Source organism: Anaerocolumna cellulosilytica (assembly GCF_014218335.1).
Classification (GTDB): domain Bacteria; phylum Bacillota; class Clostridia; order Lachnospirales; family Lachnospiraceae; genus Anaerocolumna; species Anaerocolumna cellulosilytica.
This window is the reverse complement of record NZ_AP023367.1, coordinates 97,463-112,554: the sequence shown is the minus strand read 5'-3', so window position 1 is coordinate 112,554 and position 15,092 is coordinate 97,463. Positions and strand designations below refer to the sequence as shown.

Sequence of the window (15,092 nt, the reverse complement as noted above, 5' to 3'; positions counted from 1 at the left end):
CCCTTCCTTAATGCTTCTTGAATTTTTACACTTTTACGCCTGTTGCTTACTCTAAATACAACATAGGATTTAGGGTCGTATCATCTTTTAATACTTGAAAAAATAGATTGCTGCCTTCCACCGTATAATACATAGTAGGTTCTGCAACTGTACCAATTGTCTGTCCTTCGTTAATCATATCGCCTACTTCAAATTTGATATCGTCCATTAACTGTCCGTATACCAGACTATAGCCACTACCGATATCAACAGTAACAGTAAGGCCTGTTTCATCCGTAGTTGTAATAGATTTAACAACTCCGGTTGCTGCACTTAACACTTCTGTGCCTACCTCTGCATCAATAAGAATTGCAGGATTAACCTTAAATTGTGCCAGTGTTTCATGATAAACCACTTTATCATCACTGTAATTCATTAGAATATTGCCCATTACAGGCCAAGTCAGGTCCTCTTCATCATCAAAATACAAGGAATCGGGGCTCATAACCTCTTGTGAATCTTCTGGTACAGAAGCTGTCTCTTCTGTACTCTCAGGAGTGTTTTTTGCTGTTTGAGTTGTTTTTTCTGGTTCATTAGCAGCAACTGCTTCCTGTTCATCTACAATATCAAATTCTAAAAGGCTTCCATCCGTAACCGGCTCATTATAAACATTTTGACCGTTTGGATTTTGTGCCACTTCAGCCGTTCCTGCGCCGGGTTCATTATTAGCAGCAGTGTCTGAAGTCGTGTTATTTGGGTCAGTTTTCGTATCAATCTGGCTGTTGTCAGAGTTATCAGCCACATCTGATGCAATTGGTTCATTTAAGTCCACCAAATTTTTGCCTTCATTCTTATCAGATGATTGATTTAAGCCAACCATTGTTATTGCAATGATAGCCAGTGCACCGACACATAATAACGCATAAAAGCTCTTGCTTTTGAAAAATTCAGCTAAGCTATGTTTCTTCATTATCATCACCTCTAGATATATTTTCACCAGAAATGATGATTTTATTCATTGGTTAACATGCAGATACAGAAATCTATCAAAAAACATTTTAACTTTTCCCCGCTTTTTTATTAAATCCTTTTTATACTGTGTTAAAAAGCTTGTTATAAGGTTTAATTGACTTTCCGAAGCCACATAATTACCATATCTCACCTTCATAAAGATTTCAGCCACAACAGAAAAAATAATGGTATCATAACAAAATCGCTCTCCTATTCTCTCCGAAAATGCAGTAAGGGTTTCATCCGCCAATAAACGGTAACCATCCTTTCCCAAGCAGCGTAATAATTCATGAAATAAAATAAACAACTTTTCATTACCAGAGGCTTTTTTAAACTTTTGATTATACCTATTCATTAGAATTCGGTAATACACAAAAAATAAGCTCACCGTTAAAAATAGAATAACTGCCGTTATACCAAAAATTGCGGGAACATGGTTTTTACGTCCAAGTGACTTTGTATCATTGGTAACACTTTCTTTAACCCCCTCCACCATATCCTGATAGGATACAGACATATCTTCAACTTCAGCCTGGTGGGAAGAGACCTCTGTGTACGCATATGGATCAATTTTATCTTTCCACTGTGCATATCTTCCAGAAGTAAATGGCGGTGTAGGTTCAAAGGGTATCCATCCCACTCCGTCGATATAGGCTTCTATCCAGGCATGGGCATTACTGCTAATAACTTCATACGTATCTTTATCCATCATTGATTCATAATCCACCACAAAGCCCTCTACATATCTTGTAGGTATACCTGCACATCTTGCAAGAACCCCCATCGCAGTGGCAAAGTATGTACAATATCCCTCCTGCTGTTCAAATAAGAAATAATCCACAAAATCTTTTCCCTTGGGGGTTTTTGCAATGTTTGTAGTATAAGTTAAAGTATTAAGATAACTTTCAATTGCCCTAAGCCTATCGTAATCCGACTTAGACTCTTTTGTAAGCTCTTTTGCTAAAAGATACACTCGGTCCGGCAGTTCTTTGGGCAGCTGTGTATATTGTTCTTTTATACCTAAAGCTCGACGTTTAAGTTCCTCTTCCATTTGGTCGATATGAATGCCGCTTTTAGAAAAGTCATGGTAAAATACTTTTTTAGATTCCTTATCTAAAGCCTCTGCAAAAGCCTTTCTGTTAGAAATCGAATCATAATTTTCTGCCTCTTTAAGAAGTAACTTCAAAGTATTACTTTCCAGGTTGAGTTCGTAATATTCCACCTCATATTTTGTACCAATTCCTTTAGCTTTATCAAACAGAATAGCACCCTGCAAGGTATCCTGATAGTTAGGTTTTTTTATAAAATGTATGTTTAAGGTCTTCAAAGGATAAAATAAAGAACGGGTTTTTAAATCATTGTATTCAATGGTGAAATTTCTTTTTTGCACCAGATTATCTGTATCTATTCCCGCCTCTTTTACTTTGGTAAAAAAACTTAACAATTCATAAAAATCATATATATAATCCGGTTTTGTGAATCCATCTTCTCCCGTGCTTTTCTCCCACTTACGACCGGTGTATGTATCGCTCACGGCTCCAATCAGGTACCCTTTGGCAGTACTTTGTTTTTTCGTCTTAATAAAAAGAGTTGTAGTCTGGTCTGTTTCTAACCCTCCACCAAGTTCTCCATTGTCCTCTGAATACCCAGAATACCGTAGTCCGAATTCCAAACCAGTCCGGTCGAATAAATATTCCAACTTTGTCATCCAGATTGTACCTTGTCTGTCCAGACGCTTCACCAGATTCTTAAATCCCTGCCACTTTATAGGCTCGGGATGGGACGGCATGCTTACAGCAAAAATTGCTATGAACAGACAGAAGGGTACCAGATACATAGCAGCCTGAGCAGACCCTGCTATCGTATTGGTTCTTGAATACTTCTTACCTCGAACTTTAGATAAAACAGTAAGAGAATAACAAAGTATAACCAAAATAGTAAGCTTTGGAACAGGTATCTCCCAGACGGTTAAAAGGATTAAAAGCGATGGCAAAAATATGGCTGCCAGAACCTTACTATGTTTTATCCGGTCTGTCAGGAAGAACATTATACATGCACCAAACTGTAATACCAATATTGTTACCAAAGCGTAAGCTCTGTGATAACTCTCATCCGTACCATCGTAAGATAGACACCAACGATACACCTTATAAAAACCAGTCAGAATATTATATTTAAACAAATAACTAATGAGTAAAGTTCCTGCCAGTATTCCGCCAACGATGCAGTAAGCAAAGGGATTTGTCCTGTTCCTGAATAGCAGATTAAGAAGTAGGCTTCCTCCGGCTGCCAGAATTAATATCAGTAAATCGGGCTGTTTTAGCAAAAAATACGAATTTAAAAATAATACCAGGGCGGCTGATAAAAGAGCCGTATTTATCAATGGAAATATTTTTTCCATACGATATGACTTCTTATTCTCTATCATGTTAGCACCTCCTCCAGATTATCTGCCTGGAACACAATTCTAACAGGTATATGATGCCGCCTAAGTCCCTCTAAAATATCCTCTCTAATCTCTTTATCAACAGCGATATAGATAAGAGCCATATCCTTTCCTTTTTCTGCTGCTAGAAGCAGAGACTTATATAACTCGTCCGTAAGCTTATGAGTTATTATTATATGAAAGCTACTGCCTGGGTACAAAAAACCATCCTGTATAAGTGCCTCAATAGGATAGTCTGAATTAAAATGAAACGATACACAGGCATGGTAAAAAAAATCAAATTCTCCTTTGCCTGCTATAATGGTCTGCTGAAGTCCGCCCTGCCAGTATACAATTCGTACAGCATTATTATTCTCCCGATAATAATTGGCAATGGCAAGAACACTTTCAAGTATCATGTCCTCTATAAATAATTTCATTATTTCTTCTTCTCTAATAGTGGACAAATCTAAATAGATCGTTGTTTCTGCCCTTGGCTCCGGTGCAAATTTTCTGGAATAGACTTCACCACGTTTGGCAGTAAGCTTCCAATGAATCTGTTTTTTTTCATCCCCTGGCTGATACTTACGACTTTCAATGTCCATAGCATCCATGCCTTTATATAGTTGAAATGTCTGATTCTTTGCATCCTTTTGAATGGGTGCAAAGCCAATTTTTTTCAAGGAAACCACCCTTGGAAGAACGGTAACTTTTAATTTTGAATTAATTGGATATGTTATTTTGAATATATATAAAAAATCTACAATTTCGACAGACTGGGCCCCTACATAATACTCTCCCCGGTAATTACATCGAAGCTGGGTTTCCATTGTCTCCTTCGAATTTGGCAAAAGACAGTACTCCTTTAAACCCAAGCTATGAACAATCTGGGATTTATCACATAAAAAATTCACTTTTACACTACAGTATGTAATATAATCTTCATTAGCAATGGTAAAGGTATAAGGTGTTAAATCACCCTTTACCACAATGCGCCGTCCTATTTCCTGATATAGCCGAAACCGTATGTATACATAAAAAGTGTAGAATAAAGCAACCACTGGCAGGATAGATGTCCCGTAAAACAGTGCATAGGCTGCATTACCTCCGTAGTTACTGACCAACGCACCTGAACCTGCTATCATAAGTAGTAAGATTAATCGATTTTTTCGCATCTGTATCCCTCCTGATAACTTAATTTTATCAACTGTTGGTTAAGCCACCGGCAAAATGGGGACACGAAATTTACTGATAATTCTTGATAATATTATTTCTGCATTCAGCTTATTTAATCTAGCTTCCGGGGATAAAATCAGGCGGTGCTCAATAACCGGCAGAATCACCTTTTGTATATCATCAGGAATACAATAATCCCTTCCTGCAAAATAAGCTGCTGACTGGGAAGCCCGGATTAAAGCCAGTGTTGCCCTTGGACTGGCTCCTAATGCTATGTTTGTATCCTTTCTGGTACTATCTATAATATCAACCATATAGGATGTTAAGTCTCTATGTACCTGTACCCTTTTAACCTCCTCCTGCATATTTCGAATTGTTTCTTTATCCGTAACTGGCATCAATTGTTTTAAGGGGCTTTGCTTCATATAATATTCTGCCATTCTTTTTTCATCAGCCACACTGGGATAACCAATAGATAACTTCATAAGAAAACGGTCAAGCTGAGCTTCCGGGAGATTATATGTTCCCAAATAATCCACCGGATTCTGGGTTGCAATAACCATAAATGGACTGGGTAATTCATAGGTTTTCCCATCTATACTCACCTGCCGCTCCTCCATTGCCTCTAATAAGCTGGCCTGGGTTTTAGGTGAAGTCCGGTTCACCTCATCCGCTAAAATAATATGATTCATAATTGCACCCGGATTATACTCAAAGCAGCTCTTTTGAATATTATAGACAGATACACCAGTTATGTCTCCCGGTAAAGTATCCGGTGTAAACTGAATCCTGTTAAAGCCGCAGTCAATGGACTTGGCCATAGCATTTGCTAATGAAGTTTTACCCACTCCCGGGACATCCTCTAACAAAAGATGTCCCTCTGCTAACAGGGCAATTACGGCAAACTCTATAACCTCTCGTTTTCCCACAATAACCTTTTCCATATTCCTAACAATTGTTCCCGTTACTTGTTGATTTTGCATAAACCCTCCTTATACTATGGTTGCCCATAAATACCTTCTGATTGTAAATGGCAGTTAAAACAACTCTTATAATCCTATCATAACAGGTTCTAAATCATTGTCAATCCCTCCCATTTACAGAAGTTTGTATTCTGTCAGAAGCAATCAAACAAACAAAAAACCCCCTCGCAAATTTTTTCCTGCAAAGGGGTTTTATAAGAATTCTCCTACATATGAACCTTCTCTAGGTGCCATACTTCCTGTACATATTCCTGTATCGTTCTGTCTGAGGAAAATTTTCCGCTGTTAGCAGTATTAAGAAGAACCGCCTCTGCCCACCAGCTTTTATCTACATATGCGCTTTCTACCTTTTTCTGAGCCTCTTCATATGCCCTAAAATCTTTTAATATAAAGTACTGGTCCGCCCTCTCCATTCCCTGGCTATAAAGTAAGGACTGATAAAGGGGTAAAAACAATTCTTTATCTTCTCTTGAATATTTACCGTTTATTAATTGGTCAACCACAAGTTTAATATCTTCGTCGGTATTATATATATCCAAGGGATTATAACCTCCGTTTTGTTCATACTCTATAACCTGCTCCGAAGTAAGCCCAAAGATAAAGGCATTCTCTGCACCTACTTCTTCTACAATTTCAACATTGGCTCCATCCATGGTTCCAAGTGTTAACGCTCCGTTTAACATGAATTTCATATTGCCGGTACCGGAAGCCTCCTTGCTTGCTGTTGAGATTTGTTCTGATACATCTGCCGCCGAAAAAATAAACTCTGCATTCGATACCCTGTAATTCTCTATAAAAACTATTTTTAATTTGTCACCAATTTCTGCATCCTTGTTAACGACTTCCGCCACACTGTTAATCAGCTTGATAATTGCCTTTGCCCGAACGTAACCTGCGGAAGCCTTGGCTCCAAAGATAAAGGTTCTGGGGTAAAACGCCCTGTCTGGATTCTTTTTTAATTGGTTGTATAAATGCATAACATGTAATATGTTTAGGAGCTGTCTTTTATATTCATGCAGCCTTTTAACCTGTACGTCGTAAATAGAGTCCGGGTTTATTATAATTCCGTTATGGCTCTTTATATATTCCGCTAGTCTTAACTTATTCTCGTGTTTAATCTGCATAAACTCTTTCTGGCATTGCTCATTCTTTACATATTTATTCAGCTTATATATTTGTGATAAATCCGTTATCCAGCCGTCCCCAATCTTATCCGTTATCCATTTTGCTAACAGTGGATTTCCGTGCTTTAAAAAGCGCCTTTGCGTAATTCCATTGGTTTTATTATGAAAACGGGTGGGGTATAGCTCATAAAAATCTTTCAATTCCTTTGCCTTTAAGATTTCCGTATGAAGCTTTGCTACACCATTAACAGAAAAACTACCAACAATTGCAAGGTGTGCCATTCTTACCTGACCATTATAGAGAATGGACATTTTTTCTGCTTTCTTGTGAAAATCCTCCAATGAATATGTTTGCCTTAACAACACTTCAAACCTGCGGTTAATTTCCTCCACAATTTGATAAATTCTAGGCAGCAGTCTTTTAAATAGGTCAATAGGCCACTTCTCTAACGCTTCTGACATAATGGTATGATTGGTATAGGCACAAGTATGATTTGTGATATCCCAGGCTTCCTCCCAACCGAGGTTGTATTCATCCAGAAGAATACGCATCAGCTCCGGAACCGTTACGGTTGGATGAGTATCATTAAGCTGAAAGCATATTTTTACTGGAAGTTTTTTTATATCCTCATGCGTTTCCATATACTTTGACACTGCCCGCTGTACACTGGCTGATACAAAGAAATACTGCTGCTTTAGCCGTAGTTCTTTTCCTGCATAGTGGTTATCGTTAGGGTAGAGTACTTCACATATGGTTCTTGCCAGGTTTTCCTGCTCCACTGCCTTCTGATAATCCCCTCTATCAAAGGAATCCAGATTAAAATTATTAATTGCCTGTGCATCCCAGATACGCAGAGTATTAACTACATGATTACCATACCCGGTAACTGGCAGGTCATAAGGTATGGCAAGAACTGACTGATAATTCTCCTGAATAAATTTATCTCTTCCGAAATCATCCCGGATTAAACGGACATACCCTCCAAACTTTACTTCTACAGCATATTCTGCACGTTTAATTTCAAAGGGGTTACCATACTTAAGCCAGTTATCTGGTACTTCCACCTGAAAGCCGTCTTCAATCTTTTGTTCAAACATACCGTATTTATACCGTATCCCGCACCCATAAGCAGGATATAAAAGCGTTGATAAAGAATCTAAAAAGCAGGCTGCCAAACGCCCAAGACCACCATTACCTAAGGCAGCATCCGGCTCCTGTTCTTCGATTATATTTAAGTTAAACCCGAGTTCTTCTAATACTTCTTCTACCACCTTATCTGCTTTCAGATTAATTAAGATATTTCCCAGGGCACGCCCCATTAAAAATTCCATAGACATATAATAGACGGTTTTTAAGTCCTGGGCTTCATATGCTTTATGGGTCTTCATCCAATCTTCAATAATTATATTCTTTACAGCATAAGCTACTCCCTGAAATATCTGCTGACCGGTTGCTTCCTCCATATTCTTTCGGTAGAGCAGCTTTACATAACCTTCTATATTATCTTTTAATTCTTTTTTACTATATTCCTGCATGCAAGCCTCCTTACACAGCTATAGTTACATAGTTTCCAAAAAACGTTAGAAGAATTCATAAAGAATTTGGATTCTAAAACGACGGCTGTTATTTTGCCTCCTTAAAGTACTTTATTATGACTTTACTAGAGCTTCAGATAAAGCTTTATCCGCTTGCTTTAATGATTGTTTTTGATAACTTTAACTTTATAAAAATTAGTCCGCATACTATCTTATGCAGACTAACTCAAACTGGGGAACTACTTTTTAGTGAGAATAGACCAAAAAACAAAGCCACCACAACCGTATTATACGGATGTAATGGCTTTGTTGTTCTTTAATTTTGTTGTTCTTTAATTTTGTTGTTCTTAAATTTATCTATTATATTAAATTAGTATATTATAACTTCACGACACCTAAGGTAACAGTTTCGCCGTTAATGTTCCATTCCTTTGTAAAACCTTCTGCTGTTCCTAGATGAATTTCATCCGCCAGAACCTCTGCCTTGATTTCATTTAAGTTTCTCTCAAAGATTTCCTTTATGGAATCATTATCGCTTTGGGATACTTTAATATGGTCCATAACTTCAAAGCCTGCATCCTTACGCATGGTCTGAATCTTACTGATGATTTCTCTTACAAAACCTTCTTCAATCAACTCTTTAGACAACTTTGTATCCAGTACTACCGTTACACCTTTATCGGAATCGGAAACATAACCTTCTGTCTGCGCAGCCTCAATTAGTAAATCTTCTTTATCAAGAACCGCTTCTACTCCATCCAGTGTTACTTTAAGTCCCCCGGTAGCATTGATTTCATCCATAGCCTTATTGCCGTCCAGTTCAGATAGAAGCATTCGAATCTGCCCAATCTGCTTACCAAACTTCGGTCCTAACGTCTTTAATTGAGGCTTAAAGCTGTAAGAAGTAAAGTTCCTAACATCATTTGTGAAAGCTACTGCCTTAACATTAAGTTCCTCTTCAATAATTTCTCTATAGAATTCAGGTAATCCAAGAACTTGTTCTCCTGCTATATCCGTATAGTTATAACCCGATTTCACATACATCTGTCCGATTGGCTGTCTGTTTTTAATATTTGCAGCATTTCTGCAAGCACGACCAAGAACCACCATTTCAAGTACCGCTTCCATGTTTTTTTCCAGTTCTTTGTCGATATATTCTTCCTGGTACGTTGGATATGCACACAGATGGATACTTTCCGGTGCTGACTTATCTAGGTTTACTACCAGATTGCGGTAAATATCTTCTGTCATATAAGGAATAAAAGGTGCGGAAACCTTAGCCAGAGTAACAAGCGTAGTATACAAGGTCATATATGCATTGATTTTATCCTGTTCCATTCCCTTGGCCCAAAATCTCTCTCTGCTCCTTCTTACATACCAGTTACTCATTTCATCTACAAAATCATCAAGGATTCTTGCTGCTTCTGTAATTCTATAGCTTTCCAGATGCTCATCTACTGTTTTTACAACCGTATTTAATTTCGATAAAAGCCATTTATCCATTACCGTCAGTTTATCATAGTCTAATGTATATTTTGTTGCATCAAAGTTATCAATATTCGCATACAGAACAAAGAATGCATAGGTATTCCAGAAGGTTCCCATGAACTTTCTCTGCCCTTCCGTAACAGCTCCACGATGGAAACGGTTTGGCAGCCATAAGGCGCTGTTGATATAGAAGTACCAGCGGATGGCATCTGCTCCGTGTTCAGATAATGCGTCAAAGGGATCAACTGCATTTCCTTTGGATTTTGACATCTTTTGTCCGTTTTCATCTTGCACATGACCTAATACAATAACATTTTTAAATGGCGCTCTGTCAAAAATCAAGGTTGATATTGCAAGAAGTGAATAAAACCAACCTCTGGTCTGGTCTACCGCTTCACTGATAAAATCAGCCGGGAAATTCCGCTCAAATATTTCCTTGTTCTCAAATGGATAGTGCCATTGTGCAAAAGGCATGGAACCAGAATCAAACCAGCAGTCAATAACCGGTTTTACACGTTGCATTTGCTTACCGCACTCTGGGCATTTTATAGTGACTTCATCAATAAAAGGTCTGTGTAATTCAATTTTTTCAGGGCAGTTATCAGACATTGCCCTTAGTTCTTCAATACTTCCGATGGCATGTCGATGACCGTCCTCACATTCCCATATATTTAATGGAGTTCCCCAATAACGGTCACGACTGATGCCCCAATCCTGAACGTTCTTTAACCAGTCTCCAAATCGTCCCTGTCCAATACTTTCGGGCATCCAATTAATAGTGTTGTTATTGGCAATCAATTTCTCCTTAACATCTGTCATTTTGACAAACCAGGATTCTCTTGCATAATAAATTAATGGTGTATCGCATCTCCAACAAAATGGGTAGCTGTGTTCGAATTTTAAGGTTTTAAAGAGCAGTCCTTTTGATGCTAACAATTTAATGATGCCTTCATCGGCTTTTTTACAGAACATGCCTGCAAAATCAGTAACCTCCGGTTTCATCTCGCCTTTCCCGTCAACTAACTGTACAAAAGGCAAATCATATTTCCGACCCACACTGGCATCATCTTCACCAAAAGCAGGTGCAATATGAACTACACCGGTACCGTCTGTCAAAGTAACATAGGTATCACAGGTAACAAAATATGCTTTTTTATCCGGTGTTACATAATTAAACAGAGGTTCATATTCTTTATACTCTAAGTCCGTACCCACATAAGTTTTAAGAACCGTATAGTTTCCTTCAATAACAGATAACAACGCTTCTGCCAGAATGTATTTTTCAGTCCTAACAGGTGTCTTATCTTCACTATCTTCTTTTATAATATCGCCTTTGGCATTTAATTGTACCTCAGCCTTAACATAAGTTTCTTTTGGATTTACACAAAGACCGACGTTTGAAGGCAATGTCCAAGGTGTTGTTGTCCAGGCAAGAATATATTCATTTTCCGTATCTTTTACCTTAAATTTTGCTATTACTGATTTTTCCTTAACATCCTTATAGCCCTGTGCGACTTCATGGCTTGACAGAGGTGTGCCGCACCTAGGACAATATGGTACAATTTTAAAACCTTTATATAGTAAGCCTTTTTCCCAAATCTGTTTTAATGCCCACCATTCGGATTCAATAAAATCATTCTCGTAGGTAACATAAGGATTATCCATATCTGCCCAGTATCCAACTGTTCCGGAGAAGTCTTCCCACATGCCTTTATACTTCCAGACACTTTCCTTGCATTCGTGGATAAAAGGTTCCAGACCATACTCCTCAATCTGTTCTTTTCCATCCAGACCAAGCTTTTTCTCAACTTCTAATTCAACCGGAAGTCCGTGGGTATCCCAACCTGCTTTACGCAGAACATCATAACCTTTCATGGTACGGTATCTTGGTATAATATCCTTAATAACCCTTGTTAAGACATGCCCGATATGAGGCTTTCCGTTAGCAGTTGGAGGGCCATCATAAAAGGTATAGGGTTTTCCGTTTTTTCGTTCTTCAATTGTCTTTTCAAAGATTTTGTTATTTTTCCAGAATTTTAATACTTCTTTTTCACGTTCCACAAAATTTAGGTTCGTAGAGACTTTATCATACATATTATTTTCCTCCTTACTAAATGTAAAAAAGCTCCCATCCATAAACAGGATGAGAGCATACGTGCTTCATTGTACCACCTATTTACATACGAATCCTTAAGTTAAGTATTGCACCAAAAGAATTATGATATGCTTCCATGTAACGGTGGATACCGGCTCGGCTTACTTGATTTCAGCTTACAACTTAGGAGTGATTTTGGGAATCTGCTACTCATATCAGACTTACACTATCTCTGACTCGCTATAATTTTCACTTCGACTCTTACTCTCTCCATCATGGTTTTTCAGGTTATTTTAATTTTGTTAATGATAATGATAGTATAAACTTTTTGAATTGTCAATCCCAATTTTTTATACCCCAAATCAATGTATGAATGCGTATTTTATTAACCCCTTAACCATTGGTACTAGGTATCGGTGTAACAAAAGGCGTGGCACTTGGAGTAATATCATCAGGAATCTCCGTTTCTGAATCTTCTAGTTCCGGGTCATCGGGTGTTTCTTCTACCGGAATGGCAGGTGTTACAGTTCCTGTTGGTACATTAACCGTATCTTCACCATTACTTGGTTTCGGTGTAGGTGTAACAGTCGGAGTAATGGATGGCTTCTCTTCTTCATCCTCTCCTCCCTCCTCCGGAACTTTTGTAGGCGTTATAGTAGGCGAAACGGTGGGTATTTTAGTCGGTATCCTGGTTGGTCGTCTAGTTGGAACTGTAACATCCGCCAAATCAATTCCATAGTCTTCCAGATTGTCGTAACTAATTACATCCGTATAGTCTTTACTATATTCAAAATTAAAGTACTCTTCCAAACATAAATTATTATTATATAAATACAAGGCGAGTGGCTTACCCACATAGCGTATATGCCAGGGTTCGTAAGAAAAACCAGTGAGAGTGGTTTTTTCTTCGGGATATCTTATTATGTATCCATATATATATGCATTTTCCCGTAACCACTTTCCTTCTGCTGTATCAGCAAAGGAACTATCTAAACGATTGGCTACAACATCTGCTGAGACATCGATAGAGAGTCCCGTTTGATGTTCACTGTAACCCGGTACTGCTGAGTACTGCGACGTATGAACAAGACCTTGTTTTTTTACGTTATTGGTAAATATCTCATATTGCCTGTCATAGGAGCGATAGGCAGATACTGCATTCAGTTCAATCCCATCGGCAACTGCACCTTGAAATAACTCCTCCAGGGCATCTGCGGCTTCCTGTCTCATATAATTTTTTTCACTAGTATAATCAAACGAGAATTCAACATTAGGAATAACCAAGTCTTCCGGTATATAATCGGAAGGCAGCGGCAATTCCTTATTAACAAGTACCGTAATGCTATAGGGGTCTGTGTCCGGCACTAAATTGTCATGATTTGTAATTACTTCTTCTGTTTCGTTTTCATCCACAACTACATCCTCTGTCTTTCCAGAGTTTGTATTATTATATTCATCCTTTTTACCTGGGTATGATGAATTGTCATTATATTGCCCCGGTTTAAATGTGGACTCACTGGCATGGGATAAGGAGCTTATTGAAATATAGGAAATAGCGCATATGATAGCAACAGGCACACCAACAATGGCCGCTATCTTTAAGCGCCTTTTAATCATACGTTTTTTCTTTCTGCTTAACATACTTTCTCCTGATTAACAATCCTCCTGTTCAGCCAATGTATTTAATTATGGCCGTTTACATTCAGATTATCTAACAACTGATTCTTTAATTGAAATAGCTCATTGGATAAATCCACATAAACATCATGAGGATTTACAAGTCTTCTTGTCTCATCCCATAAAGTATTCAACTCTTGCTGGCAATATTCCCTGATATCCATAACGGCTGGTGATTCATAAACACATTTTCCATCTATAAATATTGGTACCAGCAATTCTCTTAAGGAATAAGTACCTGCTTTAAGATACGTCTTTTTCCAGGTTGCCATTGGGTCAAAGAGCTTAAGGGGATTTTCCTCAGAATAGGTCTCATATGACATGGTAATTAAATCGGCTTTAATTTTGCCACTTTCCTTATCATAGATACGATACACTTTTTTATTTCCAGGATTCGTTATCTTCCACTGATTCTCTGATAATTTTATCTTAGGTATAAAGGTGCCTTCTTTTTCAATTGCAGCCAGCTTATATACTCCCCCGAAGGCAGGGCAGTCTTTGGATGTTATTAGATTTGTACCAACTCCCCAGGAGTCAATTGCTGCTCCCTGGGTTTTTAGAGAATCTATTAAATACTCATCCAAGTCACTGGAAGCAACAATGGTAGCATCATGAAAGCCTGCTGCATCTAACATTTTTCTGGCTTTCTTAGATAGATATGCTAAATCCCCACTGTCTAAGCGGATGCCATACTTTTTAGGCATGGTTCCGGATTCTTTTAATTCTTTAAATACAGTAATAGCATTCGGTACTCCAGAACGAAGTGTGTCATAGGTATCCACCAGTAAGGTTGCATTATCCGGATATAAGTCTGCATACGTGCGAAACGCTGTTAATTCATCTTCAAAACTCATTATCCAGCTATGGGCATGAGTTCCCAATACAGGCATTCCATATTGTTTTGCAGCAAGAACGTTACTGGTACCGATACAACCCCCGATAACCGCGGCACGGGCACCTAAAGTACCTGCATCCGGTCCCTGGGCGCGTCTTAAACCAAATTCCATTACTCCGTCACCCTGCGCTGCATAACATACTCTGGAAGCCTTAGTGGCAATTAAGCTCTGGTGGTTGATAATATTAAGTATAGCTGTCTCTACTAGCTGAGCCTCTATAATAGGTGCAATCACCTTAACAATCGGTTCCATAGGAAAAATAACTGTACCTTCCGGAACCGCATATATATCACCGGTAAAGCGGAAATCAACAAGATAATCCAGAAAATCCTTATCAAACATATTTAAGCTTGCTAAATATGCGATATCTTCCTGACTAAAACGAATGTTTTTTATATAATCCATAACCTGATCCAGTCCGGCACATATGGAGTAGCCGCTTCCGGAAGGGTTAGTTCTGTAAAAAACGTCAAAGATTACTGTGTCATTGGTATTATTTTTAAAATAACCCTGCATCATAGTTAATTCATAAAAATCTGTTAATAAGGTAAGATTCTCATTTCCCATGTGTTTACTCCTTTGTTCATAGGTGCCCGTAAAGGCGCTTTTATTAAACTCCCATCGTATGCATTAGAGACTGCTTAAAATACCTGCTGCATACAAATCGGGATGAATTTAAACCCTTGGCATAATTGCTGCTTG

The 15,092-nt window shown here is 38.2% G+C and carries 8 protein-coding genes; all 8 read right to left on the bottom strand.

Going from position 1 to position 15,092, the window contains the following annotated elements; genetic code table 11:
* Nucleotides 1-46: 46 nt before the first annotated feature.
* Nucleotides 47-949 carry a peptidoglycan DD-metalloendopeptidase family protein gene (locus tag acsn021_RS00470; protein WP_184093066.1) on the bottom strand — a complete coding sequence of 301 codons (903 nt, stop codon included), beginning with the start codon at nt 947-949 and terminating at the stop codon, nt 47-49.
* A 45-nt stretch (nt 950-994) separates the two neighbouring features.
* Nucleotides 995-3,418, bottom strand: a complete 2,424-nt coding sequence (locus acsn021_RS00465; RefSeq protein ID WP_184093067.1) for a DUF4129 domain-containing transglutaminase family protein — start codon at nt 3,416-3,418, stop codon at nt 995-997.
* A complete protein-coding gene (locus acsn021_RS00460) occupies nt 3,415-4,590 on the bottom strand; it encodes a DUF58 domain-containing protein (protein WP_184093068.1) in 1,176 nt (391 codons plus the stop codon). The genes acsn021_RS00465 and acsn021_RS00460 overlap by 4 nt, the downstream gene beginning before the upstream one ends.
* Before the next feature lie 39 nt (nt 4,591-4,629).
* The gene (locus tag acsn021_RS00455; RefSeq protein WP_184093069.1) at nt 4,630-5,574 is read right to left on the bottom strand and encodes an AAA family ATPase; all 945 of its coding nucleotides are present in this window, start codon (nt 5,572-5,574) and stop codon (nt 4,630-4,632) included.
* Nucleotides 5,575-5,780: 206 nt separating this feature from the next.
* Nucleotides 5,781-8,234 carry a glycogen/starch/alpha-glucan phosphorylase gene (locus acsn021_RS00450; RefSeq protein WP_184093070.1) on the bottom strand — a complete coding sequence of 818 codons (2,454 nt, stop codon included), beginning with the start codon at nt 8,232-8,234 and terminating at the stop codon, nt 5,781-5,783.
* Between the two features lie 378 nt (nt 8,235-8,612).
* The gene (gene ileS / locus acsn021_RS00445) at nt 8,613-11,816 is read right to left on the bottom strand and encodes an isoleucine--tRNA ligase (protein ID WP_184093071.1); all 3,204 of its coding nucleotides are present in this window, start codon (nt 11,814-11,816) and stop codon (nt 8,613-8,615) included.
* Nucleotides 11,817-12,210: 394 nt separating this feature from the next.
* Nucleotides 12,211-13,458 carry a M15 family metallopeptidase gene (locus acsn021_RS00440; protein ID WP_184093072.1) on the bottom strand — a complete coding sequence of 416 codons (1,248 nt, stop codon included), beginning with the start codon at nt 13,456-13,458 and terminating at the stop codon, nt 12,211-12,213.
* A 41-nt stretch (nt 13,459-13,499) separates the two neighbouring features.
* On the bottom strand, nt 13,500-14,957 hold the full coding sequence (locus acsn021_RS00435; RefSeq protein ID WP_184093073.1) for a nicotinate phosphoribosyltransferase: 1,458 nt from the start codon (nt 14,955-14,957) through the stop codon (nt 13,500-13,502).
* Between the last annotated feature and the right edge of the window lie 135 nt (nt 14,958-15,092).